This is a genomic window from Mycolicibacterium sp. XJ879 (assembly GCF_053483935.1).
Map to the genome: position 1 here is coordinate 33,584 of NZ_JBEFTH010000007.1, position 24,737 is coordinate 58,320.

Genomic DNA, 24,737 nt, shown 5'->3' on the forward strand with positions numbered 1-24,737 from the left:
ACGGCTCAGCGGGTTTCAGGCCGGCTCAGCCGGCAGAACTCCCGCCGTCGCCGCCGGACCCGCCGCTGTCACCGCTCGAACCGCTCGCGGCACCAGAACCGCTGCCGGCGCCCGCCGCCGCGGACTCGCCGCCCGTCGCGTCGCCGACCGCCGTGTCGGTGCCGCCGTCGGCGTCAGGCTGCGAGGTGCCCTGCACGACGTCGGACACCTGGATCGCCTCGGCGCTGGTCACACCCCTGAGTTCCTGGTTGATGACGGCATCCTGAGTGGCGATCGCGTCCGCATCGGAGTCGATCGACAGCACGTTGGCGGCTACCGCGGCGCTGATGGGTGCGGCCACGTTGGCGTTGGCCGCCACGGCGCCGGCGATCGGGGCGGTCAGATCGGTGTCGACATCCACGTTGACGTCGACGTTGAGCAGCGGACCCTCCAGGGTGGCCAGGTCGCCGACCTCCACGTTGCCGTCGTCGTCATCATCATCGGGCACGGTGGGATCGCCGTCGGCGACGTCGCTCTGGTCGATGGCGCTGTCTTGGTCAGCCACGGCCAACGCGTCGGCTTCGATGAGCTGGTCGACCTGCGCGGTCTGCTCGACCATGGCGCCGGCAGTTGAGTTGTACGACAGCACGTTTGCGCCCGCCGCGGCGTCGATCGGCGCGCCGACGTTCAGTTGGGCGGCTACCGCGAGGTCGATCGGCGATGCGACGTCGAGGAACACGTCGACGTCGACGTTGAGGTCGAGGATGGACACGACCTCTTTGTCGGGTAGTGCGACGGCCATCTCGGCCGCCAACTCGTCAGGTGTCAATCCGTGATTCGTCATCGCCGCAGTTCCTCTCCGTGTTACCCCGACGTTGCTGAAGACCAACCGGTCAAGTGCGCCACGGGTACCCGGCGAATCCCATGATCAACACAGCAATTTCACAGATATTTCCAACGTTTCCGTTGCCACATCGAATAAGTGGCGATGCCCTAATTAGCCTGGCGCTGATTCGTTTTCGTCATTTGGCGCCATATCGCGGGGTCGGCAGGTGCGCTTCGACCCCTCATCGAACATTTGCTACGAGGCGCCGGGCGGTGACCAGTGCACCACTTTCATCTCGGTCAACTCGTCGAGCAGTTCGGGGCCGAACCCGAAACCGTTGCCGCTGGCGCGGCGCGGCTCGGATGCGCCGCCTGGCGCTCCGCCGAACACGTCGTTGATCTTGACCGTGCCGACCGGCAGCGTGCGCCACGCCTCCTGTGCGTGAGCCATATCGGCCGTCAGCACCGTGGCGGACAGCCCGTAGCGGTCGTCGGCCGCCTCGCTCAACGCGGCCTCGAAAGTCTCGACCACCCTGACCGGCGCCACCGGGCCGAACGTCTCCTCACCAAACACCGCCATATGCGGTGTGCAGTCGGCGAGCACGGTCGGCGGGTAGAACGCGCCCTTGCCCGGGCGCGGTGCACCGCCGATCAACACCCGCGCCCCCTCGGCGACCGCGCCGGCGACCTGATCGTGCACAAGTCCACGTTGTGCCCTGTCCACCATCGGCCCGATCCGATCGCCCCACACGCGAGCTTCGGCAACCAACTCGTCGAGAAACGCCTCGGCGATGGACTCGACCACGTACACCCGCTCGACCGAGACGCAGATCTGTCCGGCGTTGGCGAACGCGCCCAGTGCGGCCTGCTCGGCGGCCCACCGGGGATTAAGGCCGGCGTCGACGATCAGCGCGTCGTTACCGCCGTTCTCCAGCACCGCTTTGGCGCCGCGTTCGGCGCACGAGCGCGCGATCGCCCGGCCGGTGGCGCTACTGCCCACGTGCGCCACGACGTCCACCTCTTCGGAGGATGCCAGCTGGGCGCCGAGTTCCCCGTCACCGTCGACGATTTCGAGGACACCTTGCGGCAGCTGCGCGGCCAGCAGTTCGGCGAACCGGCGTCCGGTGCGGGGACAGCGTTCACTTGGCTTGTGCACCACGGTGTTTCCGGTGACCAGCGCGGCTCCCAACAGGCCGGCGGCCACGGCGACGGGGTCGTTCCACGGCGTCAGTACCGCGACGACGCCACGCGGTTCGGGGATCATCAGATCCGTTGCACCCCAACCGCCCTGCAGGCTTCGACCGCGGTGAAGCGGGCCCAGCTCGGCGTACTGCGCGAGGGTGCCCGCGCCTGCCGCGACGCCACCGAGTGCGTCCTCGGTCAGCTTGCCGGTCTCGCGTTCGTTGAGCTCGGCCAGTTCCTCCGATGCGGCGCGCACGGCCTCGGCGGCTGCGCTCAGCGCGGCCGCGCGTTCGGCGGCAGGTGTGCGCGCCCAGGCCGGAAATGCCGCGCGGGCCCGCGCGACGGCGTCCTCGCACGCGTGGTTGTCGGTGATCGGGATCCGGCTGACCGTGTCGCCGGTTCGAGGGTCAAGAACAGTCAAATCCGCAGTTTGTGACACGACACGGTGTTACCCGCCGTAGAGCTCCTCGAATCGCTCGATCGAGCGGTCGATATCGCCTTTGACCGCACGCGCGGCGGTCGAACCGATCGGGCCGAACAACGGCGCCCCTCCGAGGTTGACGGTGACGGTGAAAGTGCAGCCGGTTTCACTCGGTGTGACCCTCATCTTGAGGCCGTACCTGGTCCCGCCCACGCCGCTGCCGGTGACTTCCAGCAGCCGGGGCGGGTCGTAACTCTTCACCGTCCAGGTGACCCGATTGCGCAGGCCTTTCGCGCCGGCCACCCCGACGATCGTTGTCCCGACGGTTAATTCGTCGGGTAGCTCGCTTCGCCAACCTTCGTGCATCGTCAGCCAGTCGCCCAGCGAGTGGAAGTCGGAGGCGCGGTCCCACGCATCTTCCGGGCTCAACGTCAGTTCACGGGTCAGCTCGAGTTTTGCCATCCGCAGATGTTAATGCCAATTCTGCCCTCACCGGGGTCCCGGTAACCGCAGAAGCAGCCGCGCCCCGCCGAGCGGGCTGGCGTCCAGGCTTGCGGTACCGCCGTGAATCTCGGCCTGCTGGGCCACCAGCGCAAGCCCGAGCCCCGAACCCGCTCTTGCCGCCGTCGAACCTCGGGAGAACCGCTGAAACACCCGAGCGCGTTCCTCTTCCGGGACCCCGGCCCCGTTGTCGTCGACGGCGATCTCGACGCCCTCGCCGGAAGTGAGGGCGCTGAGCCGGATTTCGGTGGCGCCACCGTGTTTGATCGCGTTTGCGATCGCGTTGTCGATGACCAGGCGCAGTCCAGCGGGAAGCCCGACCATCAGCACCGTCGTCGACGACGGCAACGACACGTCGACACCGGGGTAGTTGCGCCGCGCATCGTGTGCGGCGCGGTCGAGCAGTTCGGTGATGTCGAAGGGCACGAAGTCGTCGGTGGTCGTCAGCTCACCCTGGGCGAGGCGCTCTAGCGCGGTCAGGGTGGCCTCGATGCGGCTCTGGGTCCGCATGACGTCGGCGATCAACTCCTCGCGCTGGTCGGGGCGCATCTCGAGGGTGGACAACACCTCGAGGTTGGTGCGCATCGCCGTCAACGGGGTGCGCAGTTCGTGGGAGGCAACCGCGGCGAAATCGCGGGCCGATTCCAGCGCGGCCCTGGTGCGTTGCTGTTCGTCGCCGATGCGCGCGAGCATTCCCTCGACGGCCTCGGCGATCTCCACCGCCTCCTGCACGCCCCACACCTGGACTTCGTCGGGGGCCGACTGCGCGTTGATGGCGCGAGCCTGCTGGGCCAGCAACCGGAACGGGTTGATCATGATGAGCCACATCACCCAGCCGACCAGCACGGTGCCCACGATGACCCCGCCGCAGATGAGCAACACCCGCCGGTGCAGCTCGTCGATGCGGCGCTGGGTGTCGGCGAGCGGCGCGCCGACCGCGATGGTCGCGCCGCCGGCCTCGAAGGTGCGCACCCGGTACTCGACGCCGTCGATCGTGGTGTCGGTGTAGCCGACTTCGAACTCGGGCAGCACGATGTCGGGCGGAACCGACACCGTGGCGCCGTCCACCCGCGCGGTGCGCACCAGCCCGCCACTGGGTACCGGCGCCTCCGCGTCGTCCTGCTGTGCGGTGGCCAGCATCGCCCCGATATCACCGAGGCTGCTCACCGAATCCAATCGCCGGTCCAGCTGGCTGTACTGATCGTTGGTGACACCGAACCAGACCCACGCGCCCAGCGTGATCACCAACGCGACCACCGACAGCGCCGCCACGATCACGATGACCCGCAGCGACATCAGCCGGGTCAGCATCCGGTAGAGGTGCGCGCCGAGAGTCACCGTCACACGCGCCTCGGTAGTTGAGCGAGGATCAGCGGCGCGATCTTCTCCGCCAGGTAGACGTGTCCGGCGTCGGTGGGATGCACGCCGTCGGCGCCGATCAGCCCGGGTTGCCCGACGAACCAGCCTGCTGCGATCGGGTCGACGAACGTCGCACCGGCCAGATCGGCTTGATACGCGAGGATGTCGCGCATTCGCAGCACGTCTCCCGGCGGATTCGCGGTGGGCCAAGCCGGACCGATCACCAGCAACTTCGCCGCAGGAGCGATGCGGCGGGCCAGTTGAAAGGTGCCGTAGACCAGGATCGACAGCTGGGCGGGGTTGACACCTTGGTCGTTGCGCGAGCCGAAGAAGATCACCAGCGTGTCGTCGGGTTTGACCGTCGCGGCGGTCAGGTCTTCGAAGAGATGCCCGCGGTTACCGCGGGTGCCGTAGCCCGCGCCGCCCTCGGCGCCGACGTCCGCAGTGGTGGCAATGCCCTGCTTGGCGAGCATCTGCCAGGCGCGCGTGGTCCAGCCCTTCTCGCCGAGACCGCCCTCGTCACCGCCCGTGGTGTAGGAGTCGCTGATCACCGCGACGCGGTTCAGCGCGAAACCCAGCGCCACTATCTCCTTGTGGCTGACCGAGGTTGGCGGGTGACAACCCAATCCGACCAACAGCGCGAGCGCGATTACGACGGTGACCAGACGTCTCACCGCTACAGCGTATTGCGCGACGGCGCAAACGTTGATCACACCGCGCGGGCCGAAAGCGCTTTGGCTCGCTCTTCGCGCGGCGCATGGATGGGCGCGAGCTTGCCGGGCGGCGAATCAATGCCTGCTTCGATGCCGGGGCCGCTGGGTTTCATCATGCCGCGCATCCACCTGCGAGCAGGCTCCTCGACGAAGTGATACAGCAGTACCGCGCCGGCGAACGCGACCCCGATGATGGCAAGCAGTGTCAGCTTGCCGTTGAAATCGGCGAGCAAGCGCAGTTCGAACTGGTCGACCATCCAGTTCCACGTGGTGTGCACCAGCTCGTGCACCATGTAGAGGCTGAACGAGATGTGCCCGAGGTAGACCATCGGGCGGATCCCCAGCAGCCCCGGCAGGGCGCCCGCGCCGATCGCCAACGTGAACACCAACGGCACGAACAGCACATCGACCAGACCGGCGGAATCGGGGATCTTGGCCAGCGGGTACGCGTCGAGCAGATAGAGGATGGCGACGATCGCGGCGGCCAGCAATAAGGCGCCATAGCCGGCCCCGCGCCGGGCCCGATCCGAGGGCTGCAACTTGCAGACCGCGGCGCACAGCAGTGCGCCCGCGGTGAACTGCATGACGATCCGCGGCAGCCAACTCCACGGCGTATAGAACTGGCCCGTCGACATCAACAGCAGGATCGGCGGCATCGCGGCAGCCACCGCGAGCAGAACTAGACCGCGGGGCCTGGTCGAGCGGGCTATCCGGAAGACGATCAGCACCAGTCCCCCGAACAACAGGTACGCCAGCCACTCGGCGCTGATCGACCAGGCCGGCCCGTCCCAGCTCGATCCGTCGAAGAACGGCTGGAACCACAACTGCACCAACAGGAACTGCTTGATGTAGTTCATCGCCGTCAGCGAATCGGCGGCCTCCGACGGCACGTGCCCGATGTGCAGCGTGAAGATGATCCACAGCGCCGCCAGGTGCATCGTCACCAGATAGACCGGCCACACCCGGGCCAGCCGAAGCCACAGGAAGTGCAGCGTCGAGCGCCACGACCACCTCTCACCCATCCGGTCGAGGTAGTTGTAGGTCAGCACGAACCCGCTGAGGATGAAGAACAGGTCGACGCCCTGGGCGCCACAGTCGAGCACCGGCGCCAGCGCCGACCGCAGCCCCGGCGCGGCCTGCTCCAGCAGCGGACGGAAGTGAAACAGCACCACCCACACGGCAGCGACGATGCGCAGACCAGACAGGGCTCTGATCTCTGTAGGGCGCACAAAACTCTTTTCGCGAGGGCTACAGGTGTTTCGGTCTGGCACGCTCAAGCATTGGTCGTCGGGCGGCTTGCCTCCCCGCACCACCTTGACGGCAGCTTCGCAGAGTACCAGCGCCCCCGTCGTCGCCGCGGAACGGGAACCCGGCGCGCCGCGCCCGGGGAAACCGAAATTTATTGGTAACCGCGCGGTTTGGGCTCAACAGCAACCAGTGAGCAACTAACCCGCGCGCTGTGACGTCGCCTTTCGCCAGTATGAACACGCCGCGTAAAGTCTTGACTGATTCCAGATACGACGGCATATTGGTCATGTGGTCGCTACGCCGGATTACGCCGATCAGCTTCGACGGGCTGGTCTGCGCGTAACCCGTCCGCGGGTGGCAGTGCTCGATACGGTGTACGCGCACGCGCACGCCGACACCGAGACCATCTTCGGCGCCGTCCGCAAGGTTCTGCCCGACGTGTCACGCCAGGCGGTGTACGACGTGCTTGCCGCGCTGACCAGTGCGGGCCTGGTCCGCAAGATTCAGCCATCCGGCTCGGTCGCACGATACGAGTCGCGGGTCGGCGACAACCACCACCATGTCGTGTGTCGGTCGTGCGGCGTCATCGCCGACGTCGACTGCGCCGTCGGTGACGCACCGTGCCTCACGCCGTCCGACGACGGCACGCTCGACGGCTTCGTACTCGACGAAGCCGAGGTCATCTACTGGGGTCTTTGTCCCGATTGCTCGATTTCGCAAGTTTCCCGATCACAACCGTGATCGCAGCCCGATAACCACCGGAAGGAAGATTGTGACATCCGACGCTCGCCCGCCGCATTCAGCGGAGAAGACCCAAAGCACCAGCGAGAGTGAAAACCCGGTAATCCCCTCCCCGACCCCGAAGGCGCACGCCCCGCTCAAAAACCAGGACTGGTGGCCCAACCAGGTCGACGTCTCGGTGTTGCACGCCCAAGACGTCAAGGCCAACCCGTTGGGCGCTGACTTCAACTACCGCGAGGAGGTCAAGAAGCTCGACTTCGACGCGGTCAAGCGCGACCTCGCCGAGCTGATGACCACGTCGCAGGACTGGTGGCCCGCCGACTACGGCCACTACGGCGGCTTGTTCATCCGGATGAGCTGGCACTCTGCGGGCACCTATCGGATCCACGACGGCCGCGGCGGCGGTGGTCAGGGCGCCCAGCGCTTCGCCCCGATCAACAGCTGGCCGGACAACAATGGCCTGGACAAGGCCCGCCGGCTGTTGTGGCCGATCAAGCAGAAGTACGGCCGCAAGCTGTCGTGGGCCGACCTGCTGGTGCTGGCCGGCAACGTCGCGCTGGAGTCGATGGGCTTCAAGACCGCCGGCTTCGCGTTCGGCCGCGAGGACATCTGGGAGCCCGAGGAGACCCTGTGGGGCTTCGAGGACACCTGGCTGGGCACCGACAAGCGCTACTCCGGCGAACGTGAACTGGCCGAGCCGTTCGGCGCGACGACAATGGGCCTGATCTACGTCAACCCGGAGGGCCCCGAAGGTGAGCCCGATCCGATCAAGGCCGCGATCGACATCCGCGAGACGTTCGGCCGCATGGCGATGAACGATGAGGAGACCGCCGCGCTGATCGTCGGCGGCCACACCTTCGGCAAGACCCACGGCGCCGGCGACGCCGACCTGGTCGGCCCGGAACCCGAAGCTGCGCCCATCGAGCAGCAGGGGCTGGGCTGGAAGAGCGCCTACGGCTCGGGCAAGGGCGCCGACGCGGTGGTCAGTGGTCTCGAGGTGGTCTGGACGCCCACCCCGACCAAGTGGGACAACAGCTTCCTGGAAACCCTGTACGGCTACGAGTGGGAGCTGACGAAGAGCCCCGCCGGGGCCTGGCAGTACGTCGCCAAGGACGCCGAGGACGTCATCCCCGAACCGCACGACCCCACCAAGAAGCGCAAGCCCTACATGCTGGTGACCGACGTGTCGATGCGGGTCAGCCCGATCTACGCCGACATCACCCGGCGTTGGCTCGACCATCCGGAGGAACTGGCCGAAGCGTTCGCCAAGGCGTGGTTCAAGCTGCTGCACCGCGATATGGGTCCGGCGTCGCGATACGTGGGACCGTGGGCTCCCAGCGAAACCTACGTCTGGCAGGACCCGGTGCCTGCCGTCGACCATGAGTTGGTCGACGACGCCGACATCGCTGCGCTGAAGGCGAAGGTGCTGGAGTCGGGTCTGTCTGGCACCCAGTTGATCAAGACGGCGTGGGCGTCGGCGGCCAGCTTCCGCGGCACCGACAAGCGCGGCGGCGCCAATGGTGCCCGGATCCGGTTGGAACCGCAGAAGAACTGGGACGTCAACGAGCCTGCCGAGCTGGCCAAGGTGCTGCCGGTGCTCGAGAAGATCCAGCAGGACTTCAACGGCTCCGCATCGGGCGGCAAGAAGATCTCACTGGCCGACCTGATCGTGCTCGCGGGTTCCGCGGCGGTCGAAAAGGCCGCCAAGGACGCCGGATTCGACGTCACGGTGCCGTTCGCGCCGGGTCGCACCGACGCCTCGCAGGAGCAGACCGACGTCGAGTCGTTCGCCGTCATCGAGCCGCGGGCCGACGGGTTCCGCAACTACATTCGGCCCAATGAGAAGACCCAGGTCGAACGGCTTCTGGTGGACCGGGCGTACATGCTCAACCTGACCGCTCCGGAGATGACGGCGCTCATCGGCGGCCTGCGCGTGCTGGGCGCCAATTTCGGCGGCAGCAAGCACGGCGTGCTCACCGACCGGCCCGGCGTGCTGACGAACGACTTCTTCGTCAACCTGCTCGACATGCGCACGGAATGGAAGGGCGGACAGGCCGAGAACGTCTACGAGGGTGTGGACCGGGCCACCGGCCAGCCCAAGTGGACGGCCACTGCCAACGACCTGGTGTTCGGTTCGCACTCGCAGCTGCGGGCGCTGGCCGAGGTCTACGCGCAGGACGACTGCAAGCAGAAGTTCGTGGACGACTTCGTTGCCGCCTGGACCAAGGTGATGAACAACGATCGGTTCGACCTGCACCAGTAACACCGGTGTTTGGCCGACAATAGCTGGGTGCGACACCCCGCGGGCTCAGCTGGCTCGCGGGGTGCCGTGCAATTGGCGCATCGTCCGTTTCTGCTGCTGTCGATCCGCGGTGAAGACGAAGCCGCCGACGACGAATACCTGGCGATGATGCGTTTCGGTGGCCTGGACACCACAAGCCTGCACCGGATCCGGCTGACCCACCGGCCGCTGGGGCCCGTCGACCTCGCCGACTGGTCGGGCGTCATCCTCGGCGGCGGACCCTACAACGTCAGCGATCCGGCCGATACCAAATCGGCCGTGCAACAACGCGCCGAGTCGGAACTGCTGGCGTTGATCGCGCGCATGGTGGAACAGGATTTTCCGTTCCTTGGATGCTGTTACGGCGTCGGCACGCTCGGCACCGTCATCGGCGCGACCATCGACCGCACCTACACCGAACCGGTCGGCGGAATGCGGATCACCGTCACCGAGGAGGGCCGCGACGATCCGCTGTTTGCCGATCTGCCAGAGGCTTTCGACGCCTACGGCGGACACAAGGAGGCCGCCGCGCAGCTTCCTCCGGATACCGCGTGCCTGGCGTCGTCACCGGATTGTCCGGTCCAGGCGTTCCGCGTCGGCCAGAACGTCTACGCCACACAGTTCCATCCCGAACTCGACATCGGCGGTATCTTCACCCGTATCACCGTTTACAAGAACCACGGTTACTTCGCGCCGGAATCCGCAGAAGCATTGAAAGAAGCTGCGCGACAATGGGATGTGCAACACCCGCCGACCATCCTGCGGCGGTTCGTCGAGCGGTACACTCGGCCGGCATGATGCTTGCACAGCCGCTCGAATTACCCTGTGGCACAGTGCTGCCGAACCGTGTCGCGAAGGCGGCGATGAGTGAGCAGCTGGCGACGCTCACCGGTAAACCCACCCGCGCACACGTGCGGCTGTATGACACCTGGGCGCGCAGCGGATGCGGGCTGGTGGTCACCGGCAACGTGATAGTCGACCGCGCCGCGGTCTCCGAGCCGCGCCAGGTCGTGGTCGAGGACGAGCGAGACATCTCGACGCTGCGGGCCTGGGCGGCTGCCGCCCGCTCCGGCGGCGCGCAGTGCTGGGTGCAGCTCAACCACGCCGGGCGCCAGATACCCCGCAGTTTGTCCAGCCGCCCGGTTGCGCCGTCCGCGCAGGAGATGACGAGCCTGCGCGGTGGCTTCGCGCGGCCACGAGCGTTGACCATCTCCGAAATCGCGGGTTTGGTGCAGCGTTTCGCGCGCAGCGCGCAGATCGCTGTGCACGCCGGCTTCGACGAGGAGGAGTCGATGGCAGTCGTCGACAGCCTCGGCGATGCGGGTGTCGATCTGCTGGAGATATCGGGCGGCACGTTCGAGTCGACCGCGATGATGACCGGGGCGGCGGAGTCCACCCGCGCGCGGGAAGCCTATTTTCTCGACTACGCCGAACGCGTGCGGGCACGCGCACGTATGCCGTTGATGCTGACCGGAGGTCTGCGAAGCGCCGCGGCGATGGAGGCCGCGCTGCATTCCGGAGCCATCGACGTATGCGGTGAGCACGGCACGACCGCGGCGGGGCCGCATTCCTCGGTTCGCCGGCGCGGCCGAAACCATCTGGTACACCGAGCAGATCCACCGCATCAGCCGGGGCCGCTCCCCCAGATCAGGTCGCAACGTGGAAGCCGCGATGACCACATATTTTGCGGCAAGTACGCTCGACGCGCTGGTGCGTCGCGTCTTGGTCCGTTAGTCCCCCGCGTCGGCGGGGAATGCCTGTGTCCATGGAGACAGCCGAATACGCTCCGGGCCGGCAGGTCGATCTCTGGGGCGAGCAAGCACAACGCACCGTTCTCATGTGGCACGGGGCGCAGACCGACGCCCGCGAGACGATGCGGCCGCTCGCGCAACGGGTGGCGGACCGCGGCTTCGCGGTGGTGGTGCCCGACTGGAATTCGCAGACCGACGACCGTGGTCGCGCCGATCTGTTGGGCTCGCTCGAGTTTGCACGCGGTCGCTGCGCGGACCCCGACGCGCTGGTGTTGGTCGGATGGTCGTTGGGCGGGCTCGCCGCGGCCGGGGCGACGATCCATGCCGGCGCGCTTGGCGTGCGGTTCACGCGCACCGTCTGCCTGGCTGGTGCGTTCGTGGTGGCCGACCCGATCTCGGGAGAAGCCTTACCCACCGATCTGTCCGGATATAACCCTTCACCTATCACGCTGCTGCATGGCATCGGTGACCACATCGTTCCGGTGACAGTCAGCCGCGACTTCGCGGAAACGCTGCGCACCAACGAGTGGCCTGTCGAACTGGTCGAACTCGACACCGACCATGCGGCGATTGCCGGCGCGGCCCACGATGCCCTCGCCGATCGCTATATACCGGCCGAAAATCCGCAGGCGTTGGCCGTCGCCGATGACGTCGCTGCGCGAATTGTGCAGTGAGCGGTTAGAGTTCGGAAGCCCTGGTGGAGGCGGTGACGCGCTCCGCTATGGTGCCCAGCGCGTCGGAGGCGACGATGTCGCTGCCGATCCGGTGTGCCGCTGCGCGGTAGGACGATTCGCTGAGCACTTCCGACACCGCCGCTCTAATCTGCGTGGACGTCGGCGTCGCGGTGCCGAGGTTGACGCCGGCACCCGAGTAGGCCACCCGGGCGGCCACTTCCGCCTTGTCAGACGTCTCCCCCGCGATGACCAGCGGAATGCCTTGGCGCAGCGCATGATGCACACCACCGTAGCCGCCGTTGGTCACGACCGCGTCGACGTGCGGCAGCAGCATCGAGTACGGGATCCAATCGGTCACGAACGCGTTTCGCGGAAGGTCTGCGGTCATGGTTTGGTCAACGGGCCGGCCTGTGGTTGCGACAACAGCGATGTTCATGCCGTCGAACGCCCGCAGCGTGGGGCGGATCAACTGGTTGATGTTCCGGTTGTCGAAAGTGCCCTGGGTGACGTGGACGACGGTCGGTGCCGCGACGATCTCATTCCACCACGGCGGCGGCTCGAAATGCTCGGAGCTGTCCGGTATCACCGGTCCGACGAAGTCGATGTTTACGGGCAGGTCGCTGCGGGGGTATTCGAATCCGCGTACGGTCAGCTGGAGCAGCCGGTCAGCCAGCCGGGGCCAGTCCGTGAGCGGTACGGGCAGCGGTGGTGTGCCGCAGCGCGCGAGTGCGTCGTTCAGGTCGGCGGAAATGCCGCGCAGGAGGAACTTCCGGACCACGTCGTTCATCGGTTGGTAGTCCGTTCCTGGCTGTGGTTGCCACGCCATTCCGAAGGGCGGGGTGTCGGCGCTAGTCAGGGTGAGAGGCCCGACGCCGACGGCCAGAATCTGCGGACGCGGCCGCTCGCCGAGCACCAGGGGCAGCACCCCGGTGAAGGTCAGATCGGCGAGCACCGTATCGACCGGGCCTTGCTCCAACACCCGGTTGAGCGTGGAAAACTGGGCGGTCAACGGCTCGACAAAAGTCGACCGCATCTCGGCAATGCCAAGCAAATAGCGGCGCAACAGCTTCGGTGTACGCAGCACCCACGGCGAAGGCAGGTCGTCGATGAGCCCCGACCGGTCGAGCGCCTGCAGTGACAGCCCGGCGCGGCGAACGTCGTCGCCGAACTCGGAGCCGGTGATGACAATGACGTCGTGACCGTGGTCTTTGAGGTGTGTGCCGATACGCAACATCGGGACCACATGTCCGGCCAGCGGACTGGCGGCTACCACGATTCGACCCAAGACCTCGCCTTTCGACTGCCTACGGATTACCAAGGTCATGCGGACTCAAACGTGACTTCGATCAAGTGTTGACCTCAACAGCGGTTGAGATTGCAGGCTGGGAAGCATGAGTAACACATTGACACGCATCCGTGATGATCTGTTCCAGACGCGAATGGATTCGCCGTTCCCCGGTTTGACCACGCACGCCTACTTGTGGCGTCGGACCACCGGCAACGTGTTGTTCTACAACCCCGCCACCGACGCGGAGTTCGACGCGCTCGACGCGCTTGGCGGGGTGAGCGAGCAGTACCTTTCCCATCTCGACGAGGCAGGACCGAACCTCGTCGGAATCTCGGAGCGCTTCGGCCGGCGGTTGCACGCTCCTGCGGCCGAAGTCGACGACATCTCCAAGCATGATCGCGTCGACGTCGCGGTGCGCGCGGTACGGCACGTGGATGACAACGATGTGGAAGTACTTCCGACACCGGGACATTCAGCCGGAAGTACCTGCTATCTGGTGACCGGTAGTGGTGGCGAGAAGTACCTTTTCACCGGTGACACGATGTTTCCGACCGACGCGGGCACCTGGTCCACCTTCGTGGTGCCGGGGCGGGGAGATCCTGCCGCCATGCGCGACAGCCTCAAGCTGCTGGACAGTGTCAGCCCTGATCTGGTGATCTCCAGTGCGTTTGGCGGTGACGAGGCGTTCGAGACGGTCGACCGGGCTCGCTGGTCGGAGTGTGTTGCGCAAGCGTTGGCCAGCGTGCCGTCCTAGCGATTTGACCTACGACTCACCGGTGCCCGTATCGTGCCAGATCCACCACTCATATGGCGCGGACTGTGGGAACCCCTCGGGCGAATCTTCCCAGTCCTCCTGCCGCCCAAGGGCAGTCATGTCGAGAAGGCTCCAGGTGTTGACGAACACTTCGTCGCCGCGGCCGTCGATGCAGTAGGAACGGAAGATCCGATCGCTGTCGTCACGAATGAATGCGTTGGTGGCGTGGTACTCGTCGCATCCGAATTCCTTGTCGAAATCGTCGGTGATCGTGAACCACGGGTGGCGCCAGCCCATCTTTGACGTCATCCGCGTGAGGTCAGATTGGGAGGCGCGCGACACGTATACGAACGTGGTGTCCCGCGCATTGAGGTGAGCGAGGTTCGGCACATGGTCGGCCATCAACGAGCAACCAACGCAGCCGTGTTCGGGCCAGTCGCCGGTGCCGGGTTCGATGAACGCACGGTAGACGATCAGTTGGCGGCGGCCGTCGAACAAATCGAGAAGGCTCACTGTGCCGTCGGGGCCGTCGAACAGGTACTCCCTGTCCACGGCCATCCACGGCATCCTGCGCCGCTTCGCAGCGAGGGCATCCCGGGCCCGCTGAACCTCCTTCTCGTCGACGAGCATCTCCCGGCGCGCAGCCTCCCACTCCTGCGCCGTCACGATGGGTGGTGTGTTCATCGCGATTCCTCCTCCAAACCACTCTTGAGGTTGGCCAGCTTCCACGGCCATCCGCCCGAGATCAGCTCGCGCACAGTGCTTTCCGGCGGGAAGGCGTCGTGGATGACGGTCAGCTTGACCATGCCATTATCGACCGGTTCAATGTCGAACGACACCCGGGACCGTTTTTCGGCCGCCGCCTTTGCAATCGTCTCTTCGTCCAGTCCCACCGCGGTCAGTTCGGGTACGAATGTGTGGAAGGTGAAGACCAGCCTGCGATAGGGCTCGGATTCGAGGATGACCTGATCCGGGTGCTCGATCTCGAGATTGCGGTCAGCCCATACGTAACGCGAGCCCTTCTCGAAATCCGACACCAAGGCATGGCCCATATATCGGTGTGAGAATGCCGGGTCGGTGACTGCTCGCCACAGTCGTTCGGGGGTGGTGCGGATGTAGGTCGTGTAAACGAATTCGGCGCTGCCCATCGGTTGGGTCTCCAATGCTGTCTTGAGGTCGGCGAGCGTCTGCACCCGCGAGCGGTCGTACTGGTTGATCCAGCGGTCGGCGATGGCGTTGATGGGTGCGGCGTTGAGGTAGTGCAGCTTTTCCCGGCCCCGCCACATGGTGGTGATCAGCTTCGCGTCCTCCAGCACCGCCAGGTGCTTGCTCACCGACTGTCGCGCCATCGACAGACCCGCGCACAGACCGCGCAGGGTTTGCCCATTGCGGGCGTTCAAGCTGTCGAGCAGGCGACGCCGGTTGGGGTCGGCGAGCGCCCGGAATACCTCATCCATCATTGCCATCATCTGCTATAGGCAGCCGGATGGCTGCATATATCACAGTAGGCAGCCGCGTGGCTGCATGTCAATGCTCAACGATGTGGCAGGCTCGGGCTCGTGGACCTTCCGCAGCCCGACGCCGATCTTCCGCACCTGGCCGACGTGGTGCCGTCAGTGCTCGCCGCGATGGGTGTAGAGGGGTTTGACCACCGCATTGGCCTGCGCGACGACATCGCCGGGGCGTGTGTGCTGCTGATCGACGGGCTGGGTGCGCAACTGCTCGATGCCCACGTGGCCGACGCCCCCGTGCTGGCCGGTCTGCGAGGCCAAACGTTGCAGGTCGGATTTCCGTCGACGACGGTGGCCGGGCTTGCGGCGTTGGGCACCGGCTGCCGCTCCGGTGAGCACGGCCTGGTCGGCTACTCGTTCCGGCTGCCCGACGTCGGGCTCATCAACCCGCTGCGGTGGCGACCGCACCCCTGGGGCAACGACCTTCGCGGTGACGTGCCGCCCGAGGACGTGCAACCGCACCCCACCGTCTTCGAGCGAGCCACGTCGGCAGGCGTCGCGGTCAACATCATCTCCGGCGCGGAGTTCACCAACTCGGGTATGACCCGGGCTGCGCTGCGGGGCGGTCGGTACGTCGGCGTCCAAGCGCTCGGCGACCTGGCGTCGAACATCCGAGAAACCTTGGCCGCCAACGGGTTCTGCTACGGCTACCACAGCGAACTCGACCTTCTGGGTCATCTGTACGGTCCGGGGTCGCAGGCATGGCGGATGCAGTTGCGCCACGTCGACCGGCTGGTCGAGTCGATCCTCGAGGAGATGCCGGCCGGCGGATTGCTGGCCGTCGTGGCCGATCACGGCATGGTCAGTGCGCAGCCCGCCGACATCGTCGACATCGATGACCACGATGCGCTGCTCGACGGTGTGGCGGCCGTCGGTGGCGAGCCGCGTGCACGGCACGTGTACGTCGACGACGGCGCGCTGGACGACGTGCTCGCAGCTTGGCAGGAGGTGCTGGCCGATCGAGCTTGGGTGGTATCTCGCGACCAGGCGATCGACGCCGGGTGGTTCGGTGAGCACGTCAGCGACACGGTCAGGCCACGAATCGGTGACGTGGTGGCCGCTGCGCGCCACTCCGCCGTCATGGTTCGGCGTGGCGTTGAGCCGATGGAGTCGTCACTGATCGGCCATCACGGCTCGTTGACCTTTGCTGAACAGGTCGTGCCGCTGCTGCTCGCGTACGGCTGAGATACGCAGTGTGTCAGCGTGTTTAGTGCACTAAGCGTTGTTTACAATGTAATTCGCTTGGCGGAGCTATCGTTTGGTGATCCAGTGCTGTAGATCCTCGAAAGGCTGCTACCGTCAACACTATTCGTGAACCGCGCGATAGTTGTAACCGGTTGTGAATGCCGTCACAGATTTTGCAGCGGCGCAAAATGCTCTGTTAACGTCCGACCGCGTGTTTGCTATCGCGACGCTGCTGACACTTGTGAACCAGGTGTCGGGCACGCCGTACGTCACGGGCGGGGACTCTCCTGCCGGTACGGACTGCTCGGGCCTGGTCTCTTGGGTCGCCAACGCAGCAACCGGACGACCGATCTATGGAGATCGGTTCCACACCGGAAACATCGAGAACGCCCTGCTGGCGCGTGGCTTTCAACCCGGCACGCAGCCCGGTGCCCTGGTAGTCGGCTGGAACAGCGGCCACACCGCGGTGACACTGCCGGATGGCACTCCGGTTTCCGCCGGTGAAGGCGGCGGAGTGAAGATTGGGGGCGGGGGCGCCTACCAAGAGCAGTTCACCCGCCACATGTTCTTGCCGATGCCGCCCGAACAACCGGTTCCTCCCGGCGCGCCGCCGGCGCCGGTGGTGCAGATGGGTGGCATGCCGCCGCCTCCGCCTCCCCCGGGCATGGCACCCCCGCCGCCTCCGCCACCCGCGGACCCGTTCGCGCCGGCGCCACCGCCGCCTCCGCCCGGGATGCCGCCGGCCTGACCGCGACGCTCGCCCAGATAACCTCTGCGGCGTGATCGTCCTGCTGCCGCCCTCGGAGACCAAGCGCGTCGGGGGCGACGGGCCGCCACTGCGGCTCGACGCATTGAGTTGTCCCGAACTGACGCCGATGCGTACCACATTGCTCGATGAGCTGGTGGAACTCGCCCACGATCGCCCGGCGTCCCGGAAGGCGCTCGGGTTGTCGGCCAAGCAGGATGCCGAAATCGATCGCAACGCCGAGTTGCGCACAGCGGCCACCCTGCCCGCGATCCATCGCTACACCGGCGTGCTTTACGACGCACTTGACATCGGATCGCTGCGCGGCGCGCCCGCCGCACGCGCCCGCGATCGGCTGTTTATCGGTTCTGCGTTGTTCGGACTGTTGCGTGCGGACGATCCCGTCCCCGCCTACCGGCTGTCGGCGGGCTCGAAGCTGCCGGGACAGCCCACGTTGGCCGCTCGGTGGCGGCCTCTGCTGGAACCGACGCTGGCTCGGCTGGCCGAGAACCAGTTGGTGGTCGATTTGCGGTCGGGCTCATACGCATCGCTCGGCAGGCTCACTGCGGCCGTCCGCGTCGACGTCGTCGCAGAAGACGCCGCCGGCAACCGCAAGGTGGTCACCCACTTCAACAAGGCCCACAAGGGCAGGCTGGCCCGCGTACTCGCGTCCTCCCGGGCCGAACCCGACAACGCCGCCGCCGTCGCAACGATCGCCCGACGCGCCGGCATGCGGGTGGAGCGTGCAGGCAACGACCTCACCGTCGTCGCAGGCTGAGACCGCCTTCCGAAATTTGTCGGTGGCGGGTTTTATTGTCGGGTCATGTTCGATGCGACGGCGCTGGCGGCGGTGGACCCGCACGCCGATGAAGCTGTATTGGCCGAACGGATCGCGGAGTTGGAGCAGATGAAGTCGGCTGCGGCGGCCGGTCAGGCTCGCGCTGCGGCATTATTGGACGCCAAGCGCCGGGCCCGCGAGGCGGCCGCCGGAGTGCCTAAGGCCAAGCAGGGCCGCGGGGTGGCCAGCGAGGTGGCGCTGGCACGGCGTGATTCCCCGTCGTGCGGCAACCGGCATCTGGGGTTGGCCAAGGCGTTGGTCCATGAGATGCCGTACACGCTGGCCGCGTTGGAGTGTGGTGCGCTTTCGGAGTGGCGCGCAACCGTGATCGTTCGCGAGTCAGCCTGTTTGACGGTTGAAGATCGCCGGGCCTTGGACGCCGAGATGTGCGCCGATATCGCCGGCCTCGACGGTATGGGCGATTCGCGGGTGGAGTCCGAGGCCAAAAGCATTGCCTACCGGCTTGATCCGCAAGCTGTAGTGGAGCGCGCCGCCAAAGCCGAGAAGGACCGCTCGGTGAGCATCCGCCCAGCCCCCCCCACCATGACCTATGTGACGGCGTTGTTGCCGGTCTCGGTGGGGGTGGCGGTGTATGCGGCGCTCAAACACGCTGCGGACACGACCTTTGATGGGCGCTCGCGCGGACAGGTGATGGCCGACACGCTCGTGGAGCGTGTCACCGGGCGCCCTGCCGAGCAGGCCGAGCCGGTGGCGGTCAACCTGGTCATGAGTGACCAGAGCCTGTTGGGTGATGATGAGCATCCGGCGGTGGTGGACGGTTATGGGCCGATTCCGGCGGCGGTGGCGCGCAAACTGGTGCTGGCCTCCATCGCCGACAAGCGCTCGAAGGCCACCCTGCGGCGGTTGTATCGGCACCCGAAGTCGGGGGCGTTGGTGGCGATGGAGTCGCGCACGCGGCGGTTTCCCAAGGCATTGGCGCTGTTTATCGGCTTGCGCGACCAGCGATGTCGCACCCCGTATTCTGATGCCCCGATTCGACACCGCGACCATGCGGTGCCGCATCACAGGGGCGGGCCCACCAGCCGAGTGAACGGAGTGGGGATGTGTGAACGGTGCAATTACGTCAAGGAAGCCCCGGGCTGGCAAGTCAACACCCGTGAGGTCGACGGTGTCCATGAGGCTGAATTCATCACTCCGACCGGGGCGACGTATCACTCCGCGGCACCACCGCCGCCGGGTCCTCCACGAATTGAGGTCAGCGAGCTCGAGATGCGCATCGGCATCGAACTCGCCAACCTGCACGCCGCCTAGATGCTGGCGATCAGGTCAGTGGTGTAGAACTCGGCGGGGGTCTGCGAGAAGGCGTCCGGACGGGTGACGAACACCCACACGCCTGTGGCGCCCGGTTCGATCGCATCCGACAGCGTCACCGCGCCAGCGCCCACCCCATCGGTGTGCAAGGTCGCCTGTGCGACGCCGGGATCGTTGCCCCAGCACGGCGCCGACGATGGCCGTGGCGTCTGGATCAGCCGCACCTGGTAGGGAGTGTTGGGGATTGCCAGCACCAGCTGGACGTCAGCGGTCACCCCGGACCCGTCCGAACGGACATTGGCGGTAGGTCTGCCCTGGCCCGTCGGGCCGTTGTAGTTCGTTTCGCTGAAGTCGCACCGACGCAGCACCTGGGAGAACGGCATGAACGTGCCATCTGCAGCCCCCGCCGTGCCGGCACCAGTAGTCAGTGCAGGCGCCAGCGGCGCCGCGACAACAGCTGCCGCCGCCATGATCACAACCCGAGTCAATTTCTGCACGTCACTACGTTAAACCACCCGCGAGTCCAGGGGCATAGTGTTGAACCCATGTCGGTGGTGCCGGACCTGGACGGCGTGCGCAGACACCTGGGACGCAGTTTGTTCAGCATGGTCGCCGGCCCCGAAGGCCCAGCCAACCGCGCACAGATCCATGACACCCCAGGCCCGCGCTGGTTCGACGAGGACCGCCCGATCCGACGTGTGCACGCCGACGCGTCCATGTTCGTCGGCGGATTGCGGGTGTCGCCGACCACTCCGACTACCGGTCCGACCCGTGGGGCCGCCTGCAGCGAACCAGTACCTTCCTCGCCGTCACCACGTTCGGTCCCGCCGCCGACGCCCAGCGTGCGGTGGACCGGGTGCGCGGCATCCATCAGCGGGTACGCGGCACCGCCCCCGACGGGCGGACGTATCACGCCGTCGACCCACACCTGCTGGAGTGGGTGCACATCGCCGAGACGGACAGCTTTCTGCTCGCCCACCAACTCTATGGTGCGGCGCCGCTCGACCAACGCGGCCGCGACGACTATGTGGCCGACACCGCCCGCGTCGCCGCCGCACTCGGGGTGCCCGACCCGCCACGCACCGAAAGCCAACTGGCCCAACGGGTCCAGGATTACCGCCCCGAGCTGCGCGGCACCACCGCCGCCCGCGACGCCGCCCGGTTCTTGCTGTTGACTCCCCCGTTACCGCTCGTGGCGCGCGCACCCTACGGCGTGCTGGCAGCGACGGCGGTGTCGATGCTGCCGCCGTGGGAGCGCAAACCGTTGCTGCTGCCCTACTTTCCTCCGATCGAATCGACCGTGATCCGAATGGCCGCCCGCATTCTCGTCGGCGGTATCCGCTGGGCGCTCAGCGCCGGGCCGTTGACGGTTACTCCCGGCACTCGACGACGTCGTAGCCGCCGTCGGCATAGCGCGACCGGATCCGCTTCTTGTCGAACTTGCCGACGCTGGTCTTGGGCACCTCGTCGATAAACGTCCACCACTCCGGTAACCAGAATCGGGCAACCTTGTCGCACAGATGATCTCGCAGCTCCTGCGGCGTCAGCGACTCACCCTCCTGCACGACGACGGCCGCCAGCGGGCGCTCCTGCCACCGCTCGTCGGGCACCGCCACCACGGCCGCCTCCCGCACTGCCGGATGATCGGCGATGCGCAACTCCAGTTCCACTGAGGAGATCCACTCCCCGCCGGACTTGATGACGTCCTTGGCGCGGTCGGTGAGGGTAATGAAGCCCTGCGGGTCGATGCGGCCGACATCTCCGGTGCGCAGCCAGCCGTCGTCGAACTTCTCCGGATCGGCATTGAGGTAATAGGAGGCGGTGATCCACGGCCCGCGGATCTCGATCTCCCCGACGGCCTTTCCGTCGTTGGGCAATACGTCGCCGTTGTCGTCGACCAGGCGCGTCTCCACCCCGCACATCACCCGCCCTGCCGAGGCGCGCAACGTCCAGTGGTCGGCTCCGGTGACCTCCGGCGGCGGGGTGGCCACCGCGGCCAACGGTGACGTCTCGGTCATACCCCAGCCCTGGCGGATCATCACGCCGTAGTGCTCCTGGTATTCCTTCATCATCCCGAGCGGAACCGCCGAACCGCCACAGACGACCAGTCGCAGCGACGAGATGTCGCGGCCGGGGTTGGCGTGCAGGTACTGCAGTACGTCGTTCCAGATGGTCGGAACGGCAGCCGAGACCGTCGGGCGGTGGCGTTCGATCATGTCGACCAGCGGAGCAGCCTGCAGAAACCGGTCAGGCAACAGCAGGTCGGCGCCCGCCATCACCGCTGCATACGGCTGCCCCCACGCGTTGGCGTGAAACATCGGCACCACCGGCAGCACCCGGTCCCCGTCGGCCAGGCCGACGGCGTTGGCCGCACACACCGCCATCGAATGCAAATAGCTCGAACGGTGGCTGTACACCACGCCTTTCGGCTTTCCGGTGGTGCCGCTGGTGTAACACATTGCGGCAGCGCTCTTCTCGTCGAGTTCGGGCCAGTCGTAGGTGATCGGCTGGCCTTCGATCAGGGCGTCGTAGCGGACCACGTTGCACCCGGACTCCTCGAGCGGGCCCAGATCGCCCTCGCCCACGGCGACCACGGTGTGCACCGACGTCATCTCCGGCAACATGGGCGCGAGCAACGGGGCCAGCGACATATCAACCAGCACAACCGAATCCTCGGCCTGGTTGGCGATGAACATGAGCTGGTCAGCCGTCAGCCGGATGTTGAGCGTGTGCAGTACCGCACCCATACACGGCGCGGCGAAGTACGCCTCGAGGTGTTCCTGGTTGTTCCACTGAAACGTCGCCACCCGCTGGCCGGGCGCGACGCCTAGTTCCCGCAGCCCGTGGGCGAGCTGGGCCACCCGCGTCCCCAACTCGCCGAAGCTGATCTCGCGGTGACCGTCAGAGGTCGCCGTGATGACCTTGCGGCCCGAGTAGAACCCGGTTCCGTGCCGCAGGATCCCGGTAACCGTCAATGGAAAGTCTTGCATCGTACTGTCCATGAACCACTCCCAATAACAGGTGCCGGCGCCCGATGAGCGCCATGATGGTCGATGCCGCAGCCGTTCGGCGGGAAACGAAAAAAGGCGTATCACCGCGCCGCATTCCCCTACCGTTTCAGGCGTGGAAGCACACCCCGCAAAAGCCCCCAATCTGATCCCGGTCGAGGCACTGCGCTCAGGTGACCCCATCACCGACGTCAACGGTGGCGGTCAGCATTACAAGGTGTTGGAATCCAAGGTCCTCGGCGAAGGCTGTGTGGTCCTGGAACTGGAATCCAAGGTCGACGACCAGTTTCGGGTGATCGAGATGTCGTTCCCCGCCGGATATCAGATGGGTAGGTCGCCTCGGCACTTCTGGTAGTCGCGCCGGTGCGACGCACACATGATTAGCGACGCACACATGATTAGCTCAGCAAGTCGACACCGATGGGAGCGCGCATGCTGCGAGATATCCGTGAGTTGACCGATTCGCCGGGAGAGTACGCCGCCGAACTGCGTCGCCGCTGGGGCGGCCTGCTGAGCTACCGCTACATCGGTCGCCGCTACGCGCAGATGGACCTCGGCCCCGAGGACAACACCGTCACGCTGCGCCGCGACATGCGCAACACCACAGGCGGGCTGCTGTTCGCGGTGCTGGGCATCTGCGCGCCGGAGAGCGGCCACATGTCGGATCTGGAGGCGGTGCCCAACCCGGTCATCCATTCGTGTCAGATCCTCGACCCCGGCCGCGACGTCGCACGCATCGAGATCATCTCCGAGGAACTTCGGCGCGGCCGCCAGATGGGGTACAGCCGGGCGACGATCGTCGACGCCGAGAACCGCGACCGGGTGCTCGCGCTCATCGAGGGCCAGGGCGTCAGCATCGGCACACCGCCCGAAGGCCTGCAGAAGATGGAGGCCAACCCGCTGGAGGTCGTCGACTCCCCCGACCTGCCTGCGTTGTGGCAGGTCTTCGGCGGGTTCCGCAGGGACGACGGCAACTGGGGGCTGCCCGAACTCGCCGTCGAGGTCGCCTCGCCGGACGCAGCCCTGCACATCGGTCCGCAGTTCGTCATGCTCGAGACGGCCGCCATCGACGCGGCGGCGACGTTCGCGGGCACCGACCGGATCCAGGGCGTGTCGAACCACGTCATGTTCATGGCCCGCGGAAAAGCAGGCCCGTTCCGCCTGGAGACCGAACCCATATCCGGCCCCGACGGCATGGTCGCCGTGCGCGTGCACATGTACGACGAAGGGTTCGAGGACCGGCTCACCACCGTGGGCTCCTATCAGTTCCGGGTGGTGTAGCCGCAGGCCAGCTGTGGACCGTGAGACACTTTCGGCATGGCTGTCGCAATCGCCCGCCCCAAGCTCGAGGGCAGCATCGCCGTCGGTGACAACCGGCGCATCGGGTTCGCCGAATTCGGCGATCCACGGGGCCGCCCCGTCTTCTGGCTGCACGGAACGCCCGGCGCGCGTCGGCAGATCCCGATGGAGGCCCGGGTCTATGCGGAGCGTGAAGCGATCCGGCTGATCGGCCTCGATCGGCCCGGCATCGGCTCGTCCACCCCGCACCAGTACGACTGCGTGATTGCCGTCGCCGACGACCTGCGCATCATCGCCGACACACTCGGCATCGACAAGATGATCGTGATCGGCTTGTCCGGCGGCGGTCCCTACACGCTGGCCGCCGCGGCGGCGCTACCGGACCGCGTCGTGGCCGCCGGTGTCATCGGCGGTGTGGCCCCGACAGTGGGCGTCGACGCCATCTCCGGTGGGTTGATGGGCAACGTCGGCACTCGCGTGGCGCCGCTGCTGCAGATCGCCGGCGCCCCGATCGGCGTGGTGGCCAGCGCGCTGATCCGGGTGATCAAGCCGGTCGCCGAGCCCATCGCCGACCTGTACGGCCGGGTGTCGCCGGAGGCCGACCGGCGTCTGCTGGCTCGCCCCGAGGTCAAGGCGATGTTCCTCGACGACATCCTCCACGGCAGCCGCAAGCAGATGGCCGCCCCGTTCTCCGACATCGTCACGTTCTCCCGGTACTGGGGCTTTACGCTCGCCGATATCCGGGTGCCGGTGCGGTGGTGGCACGGCGACGCCGACCACATCGTCCCGTACGAACACGGTCAGCACGTGGTGTCGAACCTGGCCGACGCCGAGCTCTACCCGATGCCCGGCGAGAGCCATCTCGCCGGTCTCGGGCGCGCCGAGGAGATCCTGCAGACCATGATGAAGGTCTGGGACGAGTACGCGGCTTAGCGTTTCAGCCAGCCCACGACCGTTTTGAGGTCGCGCGAGTAGGCCATCAGGACATCGTCCTGATACAGCGCGCCGCCGCTGATCGCGTCATCGCCCTGCCAGATCACGTGCACGCGCACCGGGCTGCGGGTGTAGTAGTCGACCCGGTCCGAGTCCCTGCGGTGCCATCCGGCCTCCGTGGCGAACTCGGATAGCTCCCCTCGTTCGACGATTGTCGTCATTAGGTATT

At 66.6% G+C, this 24,737-nt stretch carries 24 protein-coding genes and 2 pseudogenes; 14 read left to right on the top strand and 12 right to left on the bottom strand.

The window, feature by feature from the left end; translation table 11 throughout:
• Window positions 1-25 precede the first annotated feature (25 nt).
• The 6 genes from ABQF13_RS16605 to ABQF13_RS16630 all read right to left on the bottom strand — a co-directional run bounded on the left by ABQF13_RS16605 (window position 26) and on the right by ABQF13_RS16630 (window position 6,209).
• Complete coding sequence (locus ABQF13_RS16605) at window positions 26-823, bottom strand: peptidoglycan-binding protein (RefSeq protein ID WP_448393871.1); 798 nt, start codon at window positions 821-823, stop codon at window positions 26-28.
• A gap of 237 nt (window positions 824-1,060) precedes the next feature.
• Window positions 1,061-2,407 (bottom strand): aldehyde dehydrogenase family protein, encoded by a 1,347-nt coding sequence (locus ABQF13_RS16610; RefSeq protein WP_448393872.1) that lies wholly within the window; start codon window positions 2,405-2,407, stop codon window positions 1,061-1,063.
• Between the two features lie 27 nt (window positions 2,408-2,434).
• On the bottom strand, window positions 2,435-2,869 hold the full coding sequence (locus ABQF13_RS16615; protein WP_448393873.1) for a type II toxin-antitoxin system Rv0910 family toxin: 435 nt from the start codon (window positions 2,867-2,869) through the stop codon (window positions 2,435-2,437).
• Window positions 2,870-2,896: 27 nt separating this feature from the next.
• On the bottom strand, window positions 2,897-4,219 hold the full coding sequence (locus ABQF13_RS16620; RefSeq protein WP_448394077.1) for an ATP-binding protein: 1,323 nt from the start codon (window positions 4,217-4,219) through the stop codon (window positions 2,897-2,899).
• A 29-nt stretch (window positions 4,220-4,248) separates the two neighbouring features.
• Window positions 4,249-4,941 (bottom strand): Rv0518 family GDSL lipase, encoded by a 693-nt coding sequence (locus ABQF13_RS16625; protein ID WP_448393874.1) that lies wholly within the window; start codon window positions 4,939-4,941, stop codon window positions 4,249-4,251.
• Between the two features lie 35 nt (window positions 4,942-4,976).
• Window positions 4,977-6,209 (bottom strand): acyltransferase family protein, encoded by a 1,233-nt coding sequence (locus ABQF13_RS16630; RefSeq protein ID WP_448393875.1) that lies wholly within the window; start codon window positions 6,207-6,209, stop codon window positions 4,977-4,979.
• Between the two features lie 307 nt (window positions 6,210-6,516).
• On the opposite strand from ABQF13_RS16630, the gene ABQF13_RS16635 reads away from it, so the two are divergent.
• The 5 genes and pseudogenes from ABQF13_RS16635 (at window position 6,517) to ABQF13_RS16655 (ending at window position 11,675) form a co-directional block, all read left to right on the top strand.
• Entirely contained in the window at window positions 6,517-6,969 is a 453-nt protein-coding gene (locus ABQF13_RS16635; protein ID WP_448393876.1) for a Fur family transcriptional regulator, read from the top strand.
• Window positions 6,970-7,000: 31 nt separating this feature from the next.
• Window positions 7,001-9,232 carry a catalase/peroxidase HPI gene (katG, locus tag ABQF13_RS16640; protein WP_448393877.1) on the top strand — a complete coding sequence of 744 codons (2,232 nt, stop codon included), beginning with the start codon at window positions 7,001-7,003 and terminating at the stop codon, window positions 9,230-9,232.
• Window positions 9,233-9,304: 72 nt separating this feature from the next.
• Complete coding sequence (locus tag ABQF13_RS16645) at window positions 9,305-10,048, top strand: glutamine amidotransferase (protein WP_448394078.1); 744 nt, start codon at window positions 9,305-9,307, stop codon at window positions 10,046-10,048.
• Between the two features lie 65 nt (window positions 10,049-10,113).
• Window positions 10,114-10,473: pseudogene (locus ABQF13_RS16650) on the top strand (oxidoreductase); the annotation flags it as partial.
• A gap of 542 nt (window positions 10,474-11,015) precedes the next feature.
• Complete coding sequence (locus ABQF13_RS16655) at window positions 11,016-11,675, top strand: alpha/beta hydrolase family protein (RefSeq protein WP_448394079.1); 660 nt, start codon at window positions 11,016-11,018, stop codon at window positions 11,673-11,675.
• Window positions 11,676-11,679: 4 nt separating this feature from the next.
• Here ABQF13_RS16655 and ABQF13_RS16660 read toward each other — a convergent pair whose 3' ends face one another.
• Entirely contained in the window at window positions 11,680-12,948 is a 1,269-nt protein-coding gene (locus ABQF13_RS16660) for a nucleotide disphospho-sugar-binding domain-containing protein (protein WP_448393878.1), read from the bottom strand.
• Window positions 12,949-13,066: 118 nt separating this feature from the next.
• Between ABQF13_RS16660 and ABQF13_RS16665 the strand changes: the two genes are divergently transcribed.
• Window positions 13,067-13,717, top strand: coding sequence for an MBL fold metallo-hydrolase (locus ABQF13_RS16665; RefSeq protein ID WP_448393879.1), 651 nt, complete (start codon window positions 13,067-13,069; stop codon window positions 13,715-13,717).
• A 9-nt stretch (window positions 13,718-13,726) separates the two neighbouring features.
• Here the strand turns inward: ABQF13_RS16665 and ABQF13_RS16670 are convergent, their stop codons facing one another.
• Both ABQF13_RS16670 and ABQF13_RS16675 read right to left on the bottom strand, forming a co-directional pair.
• Window positions 13,727-14,401, bottom strand: coding sequence for a DUF899 domain-containing protein (locus ABQF13_RS16670; protein ID WP_448393880.1), 675 nt, complete (start codon window positions 14,399-14,401; stop codon window positions 13,727-13,729).
• Window positions 14,398-15,174 (bottom strand): ArsR/SmtB family transcription factor, encoded by a 777-nt coding sequence (locus ABQF13_RS16675; protein WP_448393881.1) that lies wholly within the window; start codon window positions 15,172-15,174, stop codon window positions 14,398-14,400. The genes ABQF13_RS16670 and ABQF13_RS16675 overlap by 4 nt, the downstream gene beginning before the upstream one ends.
• Window positions 15,175-15,276: 102 nt before the next feature.
• On the opposite strand from ABQF13_RS16675, the gene ABQF13_RS16680 reads away from it, so the two are divergent.
• The 4 genes from ABQF13_RS16680 to ABQF13_RS16695 all read left to right on the top strand — a co-directional run bounded on the left by ABQF13_RS16680 (window position 15,277) and on the right by ABQF13_RS16695 (window position 19,268).
• The gene (locus ABQF13_RS16680; protein ID WP_448393882.1) at window positions 15,277-16,413 is read left to right on the top strand and encodes an alkaline phosphatase family protein; all 1,137 of its coding nucleotides are present in this window, start codon (window positions 15,277-15,279) and stop codon (window positions 16,411-16,413) included.
• Between the two features lie 211 nt (window positions 16,414-16,624).
• Window positions 16,625-17,161, top strand: a complete 537-nt coding sequence (locus ABQF13_RS16685) for an NlpC/P60 family protein (protein WP_448393883.1) — start codon at window positions 16,625-16,627, stop codon at window positions 17,159-17,161.
• 31 nt (window positions 17,162-17,192) lie between these two features.
• Complete coding sequence (yaaA, locus tag ABQF13_RS16690; protein ID WP_448393884.1) at window positions 17,193-17,936, top strand: peroxide stress protein YaaA; 744 nt, start codon at window positions 17,193-17,195, stop codon at window positions 17,934-17,936.
• Window positions 17,937-17,981: 45 nt separating this feature from the next.
• Window positions 17,982-19,268 (top strand): HNH endonuclease, encoded by a 1,287-nt coding sequence (locus ABQF13_RS16695; protein ID WP_448393885.1) that lies wholly within the window; start codon window positions 17,982-17,984, stop codon window positions 19,266-19,268.
• Here the strand turns inward: ABQF13_RS16695 and ABQF13_RS16700 are convergent.
• On the bottom strand, window positions 19,265-19,765 hold the full coding sequence (locus ABQF13_RS16700; protein ID WP_448393886.1) for a hypothetical protein: 501 nt from the start codon (window positions 19,763-19,765) through the stop codon (window positions 19,265-19,267). The genes ABQF13_RS16695 and ABQF13_RS16700 overlap by 4 nt on opposite strands.
• Before the next feature lie 48 nt (window positions 19,766-19,813).
• Between ABQF13_RS16700 and ABQF13_RS16705 the strand changes: the two are divergent.
• A pseudogene (locus ABQF13_RS16705) lies at window positions 19,814-20,628 on the top strand (oxygenase MpaB family protein); the annotation flags it as partial.
• 10 nt (window positions 20,629-20,638) lie between these two features.
• Here ABQF13_RS16705 and ABQF13_RS16710 read toward each other — a convergent pair.
• Window positions 20,639-22,270, bottom strand: a complete 1,632-nt coding sequence (locus ABQF13_RS16710) for a fatty acid--CoA ligase (RefSeq protein WP_448393887.1) — start codon at window positions 22,268-22,270, stop codon at window positions 20,639-20,641.
• A gap of 121 nt (window positions 22,271-22,391) precedes the next feature.
• Here ABQF13_RS16710 and ABQF13_RS16715 point away from each other — a divergent pair, with 121 nt between their 5' ends.
• From ABQF13_RS16715 to ABQF13_RS16725, 3 genes are all read left to right on the top strand, one after another.
• Window positions 22,392-22,631, top strand: coding sequence for a hypothetical protein (locus ABQF13_RS16715; protein ID WP_448393888.1), 240 nt, complete (start codon window positions 22,392-22,394; stop codon window positions 22,629-22,631).
• A gap of 77 nt (window positions 22,632-22,708) precedes the next feature.
• On the top strand, window positions 22,709-23,557 hold the full coding sequence (locus ABQF13_RS16720) for a hypothetical protein (protein WP_448393889.1): 849 nt from the start codon (window positions 22,709-22,711) through the stop codon (window positions 23,555-23,557).
• Window positions 23,558-23,593: 36 nt separating this feature from the next.
• Entirely contained in the window at window positions 23,594-24,508 is a 915-nt protein-coding gene (locus ABQF13_RS16725; protein ID WP_448393890.1) for an alpha/beta fold hydrolase, read from the top strand.
• Here ABQF13_RS16725 and ABQF13_RS16730 read toward each other — a convergent pair.
• Window positions 24,505-24,729 carry a hypothetical protein gene (locus tag ABQF13_RS16730; protein ID WP_448393891.1) on the bottom strand — a complete coding sequence of 75 codons (225 nt, stop codon included), beginning with the start codon at window positions 24,727-24,729 and terminating at the stop codon, window positions 24,505-24,507. The genes ABQF13_RS16725 and ABQF13_RS16730 overlap by 4 nt on opposite strands.
• Window positions 24,730-24,737 lie beyond the last annotated feature (8 nt).

Bases quoted from the DNA above. Each gene is read 5' to 3' on its own strand.
- ABQF13_RS16710 (WP_448393887.1), bottom strand. From the start codon at position 22,270: ATGGACAGTACGATGCAAGACTTTCCATTGACGGTTACCGGGATCCTG.
- ABQF13_RS16670 (WP_448393880.1), bottom strand. From the start codon at position 14,401: ATGAACACACCACCCATCGTGACGGCGCAGGAGTGGGAGGCTGCGCGC.
- ABQF13_RS16615 (WP_448393873.1), bottom strand. From the start codon at position 2,869: ATGGCAAAACTCGAGCTGACCCGTGAACTGACGTTGAGCCCGGAAGAT.
- ABQF13_RS16695 (WP_448393885.1), top strand. From the start codon at position 17,982: ATGTTCGATGCGACGGCGCTGGCGGCGGTGGACCCGCACGCCGATGAA.
- ABQF13_RS16655 (WP_448394079.1), top strand. From the start codon at position 11,016: ATGGAGACAGCCGAATACGCTCCGGGCCGGCAGGTCGATCTCTGGGGC.
- ABQF13_RS16720 (WP_448393889.1), top strand. From the start codon at position 22,709: ATGCTGCGAGATATCCGTGAGTTGACCGATTCGCCGGGAGAGTACGCC.
- ABQF13_RS16675 (WP_448393881.1), bottom strand. From the start codon at position 15,174: ATGGATGAGGTATTCCGGGCGCTCGCCGACCCCAACCGGCGTCGCCTG.
- ABQF13_RS16725 (WP_448393890.1), top strand. From the start codon at position 23,594: ATGGCTGTCGCAATCGCCCGCCCCAAGCTCGAGGGCAGCATCGCCGTC.
- ABQF13_RS16665 (WP_448393879.1), top strand. From the start codon at position 13,067: ATGAGTAACACATTGACACGCATCCGTGATGATCTGTTCCAGACGCGA.
- ABQF13_RS16605 (WP_448393871.1), bottom strand. From the start codon at position 823: ATGACGAATCACGGATTGACACCTGACGAGTTGGCGGCCGAGATGGCC.
- ABQF13_RS16730 (WP_448393891.1), bottom strand. From the start codon at position 24,729: ATGACGACAATCGTCGAACGAGGGGAGCTATCCGAGTTCGCCACGGAG.
- ABQF13_RS16620 (WP_448394077.1), bottom strand. From the start codon at position 4,219: ATGCTGACCCGGCTGATGTCGCTGCGGGTCATCGTGATCGTGGCGGCG.